Raw genomic sequence first — 10,205 nt, 5'->3', positions numbered from 1 at the left:
CGAGCCTCTGGCTCGCATCGTGCGCTTGCCAGGGTGCCGGAACGAAGGTACGGTCAAGCCCGGCGCAACATCGGGAGCGGCGGGTTTCCTACCTCGCTTGCGAAGAGCATGGAAGTGCTTGCGGAGCGACGGAATGTTGATACGCCAATGGATCCCAGCCGCTCACCACACAATTCCCCAACAGCACTAAAGGCCGTGGTTACGCCACGGCCTTTAGTACAGCAGGAGGGGGGAGGAAGATATGTGGTGGAGCGAAGGGGACTCGAACCCCTGACCTTCTGCGTGCAAAGCAGATGCTCTACCAACTGAGCTATCGCCCCAAAACAAGAGAGAATAGAGAATGGAGAGGCATTCCCTATTCTCTCGCGGTTGGTGGGCGTAGGTGGACTCGAACCACCGACCTCAATCTTATCAGGATTGCGCTCTAACCTGCTGAGCTATACGCCCTCGCAACACGGAGAAGTATAACACAGTCTGGGGGGGATGTCAAGTTGGTATCGTTATGTCTAAGGCTTTTCAACGTGTTCATCCTACCCGGCAGAGGTAAGGAGCGATGGGAGAGGGGAGAGAAGTGAGCGGGATGGAGCGATTCCCAACCTGTCCGCATGGCAGACGGTAGCGTACAGCATACCGCCCCAAGATGATATCCGGCTCAGAGCCTCATTGGTGCACTGAATCACGTTCGTCTCCGCGTTGGGCGGAGAGTACTTGCGGGGGCTAGGGGTGATGGTGTGCGCGTGCGCTAGCCGATACCGTCCCGTTACCCACTACCCACCGCGGGCCGGAGGCCCGCGCACCCAGGTGACGCGGATGGGTGAGGGGCGTCGGTGTCGATCCATTGTGGCATCGTCCGATCATCCAAGGCGACCTGAAACTGAAAGCTCTGAAAAGCCCTGAGTGATGTCATTATTCATCATTTGTTCTCACATACGCTCAGTTGTGATGAATGGATTGCTCTTACCATTGTAAGGAAACGTTCCATTCAGGTGTTGGGATCGGCGAGCGGCTACTATTCAGTTGTTTATTACTGTTTTAAGTTGACAAACTTATTAAATTAGTATATTCTAATCTTGTCGCTTAGCACGTTCTGAATAGTATGTCACTGCCTATGGAACTGCTCGTCGCTCAGGATATTGGCTATCACATCGATGGACGCTGGCTGCTCCGTGAGGTATCACTGTCACTGTCTGCCGGTGAGGTGGTTGCCCTCGTTGGGCCGAATGGTGCCGGCAAGAGTACACTTTTGAGCCTGCTTGCCGGTGATCTGACCCCATGCAACGGCATAATTCAACTTTGTGGCAAACCACTTCACCAGATGTCTGCGCTCGCACAGGCACAACGGCGTGCCGTACTACGCCAGCAAGTCGCGTTGACGCTTCCCTTCACCGTGTTGGAAGTGGCACTTATGGGTCGGGCACCCTATCTACACCGTCGTGCAGAATGCGAAGAAGACCGCATCATTGCACAAGAGGCTCTGGCTCGAACGGAAACAGCGCTGTTCGCTGATCGTCCGTTACCGACCCTTTCTGGTGGTGAACAGGCGAGGGTACATATGGCGCGCGTTTTGGCTCAGACTACGCCTATCTTGCTGCTTGATGAGCCAACCGCTGCGCTCGACTTACGTCATCAACATCGGGTGTTACGTCTGACCCGCCAGCTCGCCGATCAGGGTGGCGCCGCTCTGATTGTGCTCCACGATGTGAATTTAGCCGCTTTGTACGCTGATCGGGTCGGAGTGATGCATCAGGGATGTCTCCGTGCAATCGGTAAGCCATGGGATGTCCTGCGTGCCGATCTGCTAAGCGACGTGTACGGTGTATCAATCATTGTGCAGCCGCATCCGCAGGTGGCTGCGCCGCTTGTACTTAGTTTGCCGGAAGGTACTGAAAGGAGTGGATATACGTATGTGGTCGAGGTTCGCTAAATGCTTCACGCTAATTCTTTTGCTGGTTGTCCTTGCTGCCTGTGGCACCGGTACTTCCGCGACAGTTCCAACCTCTCTTCCGGCGCCTACCAGTGCACCAACGGTTGCCCCGATACCGACCACAGCTTCAGCACCAACATCGGCACCGGTTGTAGCTTCTGAAACAACTGCTGTTGCCACGCTTGAACCAATACTGCCGGCAACAGTAACCGATTATCAGGGTGAAACGGTTGTTATCGATTCGGTTGACCGGATTGTCAGTTTGACCGGCGATATTACAGAGATTATCTTTGCGTTGGGGATGGGTGATTTCGTGGTTGGGGTTGACTCAAGCGCGACATATCCCGCCGAGAAGACCAAAGCTCTGCCTAACATTGGCTATCAGCGTCGGCTAAGTGCAGAGGGTATTCTCTCGTTGAATCCGACATTGGTGATCGGGGATGAGGCTGCCGGTCCTCCGGAGGCTCTGGCTCAGATTCGTTCAGCCGGAGTTCCGGTAGCGTTGGTAGCTGATCCGCCAACGCTAGAGGCGCCAATGCAAAAGATCCTGTTTGTGGCTCGTGCGCTTGGTATCCCAGAACGAGGGTATGAACTGGCTGGTCAGGTTGAAGCCGAGATCGCTCGTGCGCGTGCCGAAGCTGGTACTTTAGCGCGTTCGCCGCGCGTGTTGTTTCTCTACCTGCGTGGAACGGATGTGCAACAGGTGGCTGGCGCCAATACCGCGATTGATGCAATGATTACTGCTGCCGGAGGAACGAATGCCGCGACCGAGGCCGGTATTGTGAACTATGCTCCGCTCAGTGCTGAGATGGTGATTGCTGCGCAGCCAGATATAATCCTGGTACTTTCCAAGGGTCTTGAATCAGTTGGTGGTATCGATGGTCTGCTCCAGATTCCCGGTCTGGCCGACACACCGGCCGGTCAACAGCGACGAGTCATCGACTTTGACGATCTCTATCTGCTGGGAATGGGGCCGCGTACCGGTCAAGCACTGGCCGAACTGGTTGCCGCTTTCCGTGACGCTGTGGCACAAGCGGAGGGATCATGAGCGCAACTACGGTGTTGGTCACTCGCCCCGTGAGGGTCATTCGGCGAATCTGGATTTTTCCGGTGCTAGCCGTGATGCTTGGGTTTGCTCTCTTGCTGGGTATGGGCATTGGGGCTGTGCCTATTCCACCCGATGCAGTTGTAGCTATTCTGCTCAGTAAGGTGGGGATTTCCCTAGAACCCGTCGTCTCTCAACAACAAATAGCTGTGCTGTGGAACATTCGCCTTCCCCGCGTCGTGTTAGGAGGACTGGTTGGAGCAGCATTGGCAGTTAGTGGCGCTCTCTTACAAGGTATATTCCGTAATCCGCTGGCCGATCCCGGTCTGATCGGGGTGAGTAGTGGAGCTGCACTTGGCGCTGTTTTTACGATTATCAGTGGAGTGGCAGTGTTCGGTATCTATACGCTACCGGTAGCTGCCTTCCTGGCTGGCGCTGCAACAACGCTGCTCGTCTATCGCTTATCGCGGCGCCATGGTCGCACCGACATCGCGATGCTCTTGCTGGTGGGCCTGGCCCTCAACGCGCTCGCTGGCGCGACGACGGGTCTCTTGACCTATCTGGCAGACGATGCTCAGTTGCGTTCAATTGTTTTCTGGACGCTCGGCGGGTTGGGGGGCGCGTTGTGGGAGACGGTATTAGCCGCAACTCCACCAATTCTGTTAGTGCTTGTCCTGGCTCCCCGGTTGGGCTTTTATCTCAACCTCTTCGCGTTGGGTGAAGCCGAAGCCCGCCATCTCGGTGTCAACATTGAGTGGGTGAAACGGTTTGCAGTGTTGATGGCTGCCTTGGCTACTGGTGCAGCAGTAGCGCTTACCGGCCCAATTGGGTTTATCGGCCTGATTGTGCCGCATATGGTTCGGCTGGCAATTGGGCCAGATCATCGTCTACTTATCCCGGCGTGTGCATTTGGAGGAGCTATCTTGCTCGTGTTCGCCGATTTGTTAGCACGAACCCTGGCTGCACCAGCCGAGATTCCAGTTGGATTGCTTACCTCTTTCGCAGGGGGCCCGTTCTTTCTGGCCCTCATCTTGCGGACTCGACGACAATACGGATTGAGTTAGTTTTAAGGAGATAACCCATGATTACGACAGCGAATCGGATTTTCGTTCATCCCGACTATGCAGAGCTGTTCGAGGAGACCTTTCGCAATCGTGCCCGTCTCGTTGACCGGATGCCTGGATTTATCAGCAATCAGCTCCTTCGTCCAGTCAATCCTGGTGATCCTTATATCGTGCTTACCACCTGGGAGAGTCGGTCCCATTTCGAGGCATGGGTGCGGTCGGACGAATTTCGTCAGGGACATGCTCGTTCCGGTACATTACCGAAAGAAGCTTTTGTCGCACCTAATAAACTCGAATTGCACGAGATCATTCTCGATACAAGCCGACCTGATTTGGAGGCAGAGCCACGTGGAAAGCCGTTTAGGGTTCATAGTGAGTGATGACCCGATCAGCGCAATGGTTGTCGGCTGACTGATCCGGTATGGCGTGCGTGTAAACACCGCTGCCAGTAACAGATAGCGAGCGATCGGCGTCGATGCTTCGGACTCTCGTTAAGGTCGGCGCCGATCTTCTTGAATTGACATAAGTATCATTACGCAGTGGAGTGTTATCCATGGTCACATCTTCTCTACCGCTCCTTTTTGCACCAGGAATTATGCAGCTCGCGGAAACTGAGGCCAGGTGTCTGCTTGTGCTGGCCGATCTGTCTGAACATAACGAAGCAGTTTTCACCACTCAATTATTGCGTTATTTGCGCGGTGAGCCTGAGCAGACCTTGCCGATTCTACAACGTTTACTGACGCGCCAGTTGATAACCGCCGATAGACAGGGGAAACTGGTATTAACTGCGAACGGCTCTGCACTGGCTCGACAACTGGTTGTGCGTCATCGCCTGCTCGAGCGGTTCTTGTTCGATGTGCTTGGCGTACCGTGGATATTTGTTCATCGCGAGGCCATCCGGCTGGTGCCAGTAGTCTCTTCGCTGTTTCTTGAGCGGGTGGCTGAACAAACACGCCATGCGCTGGTGTGTCCGCACGGCAACCCGATCCCTGGACGGAGTGAATTGGTACCGAGCGAGATACCTGTATCGAATGCACCGTTAGGGCAGCGCTGTCGCTTAACCCGCATCGCCGAATGGGTGGGCTACGAGCCTCATCTGTTGCAACGGCTTTGGAGTCATGAGCTGTTACCGGGGCGTAGCCTTGTGCGAGTTCTCGATCCCTTCCAGCGCTGTGTCATTGCCGTTGATCAACGAGTGTTAGTGTTAGGGCCGCGGATTGCCAATGCACTATTTGTGGTGATCGAGTAGCTATGGGTTAGCCAAACGGGGAGTTTTCAGCAGTATCTCAGTGGTGTGGCGAGAGCTGAGCCTGACGCAAAAGCCTGCTACGGTTGGCGAAGGCCGCGTGCCTGCACTCCGCCATACACGTCGGCTATACGCAGCCCGGCGGTTGGGTTCAGCCGTGTCGCGAAGTGCAGTGGCACGGAATCGGGTGCAAATATGGGTGAGCCTTCTGTCTGTAGTTACAACGGCCTTTCAGCCATTGATACGATCATACTCCCAAATTGCCAGGTCAACTTCCTGGACATGCCATCCCAACGCTTGTGCTAGCTTCTGAATCTCGCGAAGGTATCGTTTGTAGTCTGAAACCGAAAATGTTCTTCTCGCTTCACCAAATACCTGCCTCCAACCTCTGAAGTCGATCACCGTATATCTTTCAGGAAATACCAAAGCCAGGATGGTCGATGCCACCGGAACACCTACTCCCCGAAGTGTGCATAGTATCCCAAACCGTAGCTCAATTTCGTAATCGTTGTCAGGATGTTCGATAGAAAGAGCGGCTTCTGTTACGACACGTACTACCTCAGCCGTATTTGCTGCGCGTCGCTCCCGCTGTCTTCCGTACTGACCACGCAGTTTCCACCGGAGGACTCTATCAAACTCATCTAGCGTCAAATACATTGGATAACGTTCCTGTTTCATCTGAGCAAAATGAGCCTTGAGCTGCTCGGTGAGAGCGTAGTCGTCGCTGGAAGTCCTGTACGGAATAAGTTGAACTGCGGTGATCATCTTCGCCAGCATTCAATACGCCTTAATGATACGATTCCACTTGTCTCCCCTCCAAGGTGTCTCATACAGGTTCCGTATACGTTGCTCCTGAAGATGCATGCGATGAACCCTGATGATCGCTGTCTCGCTTTATTGCCTATCTTAACACACGAATCGCCGTTCGCCATGTGATGCAATAGCCCCAAAACCCAGGAAATTGCCGGAACAGGTATGGGATACGCTGTAGGGATGTTAGGTGTCTTGATTGCTCGTTACGCGAGGGGTATCAGAGAGCCATCCATGACAGCGACGACGGCAATGGTGAGTGTCGCCAGTCGGGAACCTGCGCACGCATATCCCTTTGCTATTCCAGTCGTACCATCAGCGTGTCCATCCTATCACCACAACCGTCAGCGTCATCCACTTGGCGTTCATCTGCTTATCCCGGCGATGATAGTGGGCTAGTGCCCGTGGTCGTCTATCAGTGAGAGTTCTCGCCGCTATTCCATTATGGGCGCCGATGCTTATTCAATGTTTCAACGAGCAGATGAACCGTCGTTGAGGGATCAGCAGTCGCTGGATCCCAGGGGTTGTATTGATTGTACAGGCGGCGTGCATGATCAATCGCGGTGGCTTGTCGGTCAAGAAGAACGGTATACATATTTGTGCTGTTCTTTGTGTATGTGTACCCGAGAGGTTTCAGATAACTGCATAGCCGTGTGCGGTAACCATTGCGCGTCATGGCAGTGTTGTAGTACCCGAAATGCAAGAGATACCATAACTCGAACGCTTGATTAGAAAAGGCAATGTTAATATTTGCCCTTCTCGCTTGATTGAAGGCTTGGTGGATGATAGCATTTGGCAGGTCATCGCGATCAAATACGCACCAGACCTGATCATACTCATCTTCGGTACGAAGCTGTATTGCCTTGTTAATGATATCCAATCCGCGATTATTTGTACTGCGAATGTCTATAACTACTCCAGGAACCTGGAAAGCCCGGAAATAGTTGGGTTCAGTCTGTTCGCCTTCACAAACGATCAGAAAGCGCTGTCGAACCTCGCGCCGACCAACAATGCGCCCGCGGCGTCCCTGATGTCGTTTAATCCTCCCTTCGTGCTTCGCCATGGGATACTCCCAGGAGTTCACGGAGATCGCCAATGAAGGGGATGGCGCCGTAGCGCCCAAGGATATAGTCCTTCTCGAACGATGCATCATTGCGGACAATTTTGCCGTCGATACGATATTCTACCAGCGAGTAGAGATCGGAGGCGCCCTGGCGCGATTTTTCAACGAACCAGACCTGATCGCGTCGGAACAGCTTTGCGCTCAGCAGATTGGTATTGTGGGTTGTCGCAATAAGTTGCGCATGGTGCGGATTCGTGGTTGGGCTGTTGAACAGGCGGATCAATTCCATTGCCAGATTCGGATGAAGACGAGCGTCAAACTCGTCGATCACCAGCACCCCGCCCTCTTTGAGGACGCGGATGATGGGAGGTGCGAGCGCAAAGAGCCGCTGCGTGCCTGCCGACTCATGACGTTCGAGGTCGAATGCAACGCGGTCAACCGGTCGTCCCTCAGCATCGAAGCGCTGATGGTAGGTATGCACACGAATGCGCTCGACTGTTGCACCATAGGGGAAACGTTCATCAAGAAATGCAGGCCTTATATGCACTGAGAATCCCAACATGTTATCAAGTTCGTCTTCTGTCAGAGGGAGACGCTCCGGTTCCAGGTGTTCGATGCCGGTATCGAGGCGCTGAATGAAGGCCTCGATGGTCTGGCGATATGGAGAGGTATCAAAATTGGCAAGCGCAAACGCCATATCGCCCCAATCTGTCACACCGGTATTGACATCAAGAGCGGCGAACCATTCCGTCAGACGCCTTGCGATAGCGCCGTTGAACTGCGCAACCACGGAGAGAAAAAGCGCGTCGGGTCGGGTGCGAACTTCGAGATCACGTCCCTCACGGAATGTGCGCGGATTGATCTTGATAGCCTGCCTGTCACGCACAAAAAGCGTCGCCTCGCGCGCTTTTCCCAGCCGGTACAACCATTCTGCAACGATGATCTGGCGATCAATCGCAAACCCATACCGGTATTGCGTTCCATCGACCAGGAAGACGATCTCAAACATCGATGGCGTGGTTTCGGTTGTCGTGCTCAACCGAAAAGGCTCGATGTCGATCAGTCTGCTCGTCCAGCGATCACGTGATGAGTTCAACACAAGCTTGCGCATCACATTGATCGCCGCAACCAGATTACTTTTCCCACTGGCATTGGCGCCGTAGACGACCGAACTTGTGAGCAGGCGCAGTCCACGATGAGTGGTAAAGACATTCTGCTCGTCGAGCGAAGGCGGTTGCGACGCAATATCCGCCGCCTCCATACTGAGTGTGACGCGATCGCGGAATGAGCGATAGTTGGCGACACTGAATTCAATAAGCATAGGAGAAATCGTACACGAAAAATGGTTACGTGTGAATATTTCACATCAAGTATACACTCAATTCGATATGTTGTCAATGGAACGTGTAACGTTGTCAAAGAGGCTTACGTTCAGTTTCTGATCAATGCACAGCTACAATGCAGGATGCGGGTTGCTGGTACGCTATGAGTGATTGCAGCAGGGTAAGGTAAACCAAAAGGTCGATCCCTGTCCTGGGCCGTCGCTCGCCGCTCCTATTTGCCCGCTATGCAACTCTACCAACGCCTTGCAGATGGTGAGACCGATCCCGGTGCCGCCGGTTGCCCGTGTGCGCGAGGGATCGACGCGGTAGAAGCGCTCGAAGAGATGCGGAAGATGTTCGGCAGCGATGCCGATGCCGGTATCCTGAATGCAGAAACGCACAGCATCACCATTGGTATCGGCGTTAATAATGACCTGTCCACCGGTTGGTGTATATTGCAGAGCATTTCCCAACAAATTGACCAGAACCTGCAATATTCGATGACGATCGGCCCAGACCGGTGGCAGATGTGGAGAAACCTGTACGGAAAGCGCGATACCTTTCGTAGTAAATTGTGGTCTCAGGCGGGCTAATGCAGCCTCGATCAAATGTATCGGTTCTATCGGTTCCAGGTGTAATCCAATCTGGTGTGATTCGAGGCGCGATAAATCTTGCAAATCGTTGGTTAATCGGCGCAGGCGATAAACTTCGTCAAGCACTAATGCCCAGGTTGCTTCATCAGGCTCAACCACTCCATCGAGCATCCCTTCAATGTAGCCGGCAATCGTCGCCAGTGGGGTACGCAGCTCGTGGGCAACATCACCGATCAGCGCTATTCGACGTTGTTCCGCACACTCCAATGCGGCTGCCATCACGTTAAATTGGCTTGCCAGTCGTTTCAGTTCGTGATCGCCGAGCAGTGGTACCCGTTCACTATAATGGCCGGTGGCAATTCGGTGTGTAGTTTGCAAGAGATGCTCGATTGGTTGTACGATTTGTCGTGATGTGACCACACTCACAACGACGGCTACGATCATGGCCGCTCCACTGCTGATAGTCAGGGCTTGAAGCATAGCCAATGTAAAGATTTCATTCGTTGCTCGTTCCATTTCCACCATGTTCGCATCAGCCGCGTCTGTCCAGTGTGGTCCTAACCAGGCGATCATCAGTCGATCATGTAAGCCCGGTGCAAAAATGATCGTGATTGTTAACAGTGCTATCGCCCCAGCAGCGATACTTAAAAGATTCATAAATAATAAACGGCGGCGTAATCCGCCGCGTACTAGTACTTGACCACACTGGTCTCATAGGGTATTCTTTCTTCCACACTACTCTCGTGGAGGGAAGGAGCCATGCCCAGACCCAAAGCATACGTGGTGACGCTGACCGAAAAGGAGCGCTTGTCCCTGCTTGATCTCCTGAAGAAGGGGGAAGTGAAAGCCCGGATGGTTACTCGGGCCCGGATTCTGCTCCTTTCAGCAGAGGGCGCGACCGATCAATCGATAGCCGAGGTGCTCAAGGTGAATCCGCAGACGGTGCGGAACATCCGAAAACGGTTCGGAGAGGAGGGGCTGGAAGCCGCTTTGCAGGAGCGCCCCCGGCCTGGCGCCCAGCCGAAACTGGACAGCAAACAGGAGGCGTTCCTGATCGCCCTGGCCTGCAGCGCGCCGCCGGAGGGCCGGGAGCGCTGGACGATGCAGCTCTTGGCCGACCGGCTGGTGGAACTGAAGC

General features: G+C 54.0%; 11 protein-coding genes and 2 tRNA genes. 7 read left to right on the top strand and 6 right to left on the bottom strand.

Annotated features, from left to right (window positions below):
* Window positions 1–244 precede the first annotated feature (244 nt).
* Window positions 245–320 (bottom strand) — tRNA-Ala (locus JE47_RS0118015).
* A 50-nt stretch (window positions 321–370) separates the two neighbouring features.
* Window positions 371–447: transfer RNA gene (locus JE47_RS0118010), tRNA-Ile, on the bottom strand.
* A 649-nt stretch (window positions 448–1,096) separates the two neighbouring features.
* On the opposite strand from JE47_RS0118010, the gene JE47_RS0118005 reads away from it, so the two are divergent.
* From JE47_RS0118005 to JE47_RS0117985, 5 genes are all read left to right on the top strand, one after another.
* Window positions 1,097–1,924: a heme ABC transporter ATP-binding protein gene (locus tag JE47_RS0118005; RefSeq protein ID WP_236631295.1), complete on the top strand. Its 828-nt coding sequence runs from the start codon at window positions 1,097–1,099 to the stop codon at window positions 1,922–1,924.
* Window positions 1,905–2,972, top strand: a complete 1,068-nt coding sequence (locus JE47_RS0118000) for an ABC transporter substrate-binding protein (RefSeq protein WP_031461086.1) — start codon at window positions 1,905–1,907, stop codon at window positions 2,970–2,972. Before JE47_RS0118005 ends, JE47_RS0118000 begins: the two co-directional genes overlap by 20 nt.
* Window positions 2,969–4,033 (top strand): FecCD family ABC transporter permease, encoded by a 1,065-nt coding sequence (locus tag JE47_RS0117995; RefSeq protein ID WP_031461085.1) that lies wholly within the window; start codon window positions 2,969–2,971, stop codon window positions 4,031–4,033. Before JE47_RS0118000 ends, JE47_RS0117995 begins: the two co-directional genes overlap by 4 nt.
* A gap of 17 nt (window positions 4,034–4,050) precedes the next feature.
* Window positions 4,051–4,413, top strand: a complete 363-nt coding sequence (locus JE47_RS0117990; RefSeq protein WP_031461084.1) for an antibiotic biosynthesis monooxygenase family protein — start codon at window positions 4,051–4,053, stop codon at window positions 4,411–4,413.
* A 173-nt stretch (window positions 4,414–4,586) separates the two neighbouring features.
* Window positions 4,587–5,282 carry a metal-dependent transcriptional regulator gene (locus JE47_RS0117985; protein WP_031461083.1) on the top strand — a complete coding sequence of 232 codons (696 nt, stop codon included), beginning with the start codon at window positions 4,587–4,589 and terminating at the stop codon, window positions 5,280–5,282.
* A gap of 228 nt (window positions 5,283–5,510) precedes the next feature.
* On the opposite strand, the gene JE47_RS0117980 is transcribed toward JE47_RS0117985, so the two are convergent.
* Window positions 5,511–6,044 carry a hypothetical protein gene (locus tag JE47_RS0117980; RefSeq protein WP_236631294.1) on the bottom strand — a complete coding sequence of 178 codons (534 nt, stop codon included), beginning with the start codon at window positions 6,042–6,044 and terminating at the stop codon, window positions 5,511–5,513.
* A 279-nt stretch (window positions 6,045–6,323) separates the two neighbouring features.
* On the opposite strand from JE47_RS0117980, the gene JE47_RS21850 reads away from it, so the two are divergent.
* Window positions 6,324–6,488 (top strand): hypothetical protein, encoded by a 165-nt coding sequence (locus JE47_RS21850; protein ID WP_160173298.1) that lies wholly within the window; start codon window positions 6,324–6,326, stop codon window positions 6,486–6,488.
* Between the two features lie 43 nt (window positions 6,489–6,531).
* Here the strand turns inward: JE47_RS21850 and JE47_RS0117975 are convergent, their stop codons facing one another.
* From JE47_RS0117975 to JE47_RS0117965, 3 genes are all read right to left on the bottom strand, one after another.
* Window positions 6,532–7,152, bottom strand: coding sequence for an RloB family protein (locus JE47_RS0117975; protein ID WP_031461081.1), 621 nt, complete (start codon window positions 7,150–7,152; stop codon window positions 6,532–6,534).
* Window positions 7,127–8,473, bottom strand: coding sequence for an AAA family ATPase (locus tag JE47_RS0117970; RefSeq protein ID WP_031461080.1), 1,347 nt, complete (start codon window positions 8,471–8,473; stop codon window positions 7,127–7,129). The genes JE47_RS0117975 and JE47_RS0117970 overlap by 26 nt, the downstream gene beginning before the upstream one ends.
* Before the next feature lie 162 nt (window positions 8,474–8,635).
* Window positions 8,636–9,724 (bottom strand): sensor histidine kinase, encoded by a 1,089-nt coding sequence (locus JE47_RS0117965; protein WP_051871200.1) that lies wholly within the window; start codon window positions 9,722–9,724, stop codon window positions 8,636–8,638.
* A gap of 126 nt (window positions 9,725–9,850) precedes the next feature.
* Here JE47_RS0117965 and JE47_RS0117960 point away from each other — a divergent pair.
* A partial coding sequence (locus tag JE47_RS0117960; RefSeq protein WP_160173297.1) for a helix-turn-helix domain-containing protein occupies window positions 9,851–10,205 on the top strand: 355 nt, incomplete at its 3' end.

It is taken from the genome of Chloroflexus sp. MS-G, assembly GCF_000735195.1.
In the GTDB taxonomy this organism is placed as follows: Bacteria; Chloroflexota; Chloroflexia; order Chloroflexales; family Chloroflexaceae; genus Chloroflexus.
Note: the sequence above shows the minus strand (reverse complement) of the source record. Positions and strands in the feature narration are given on the sequence as shown.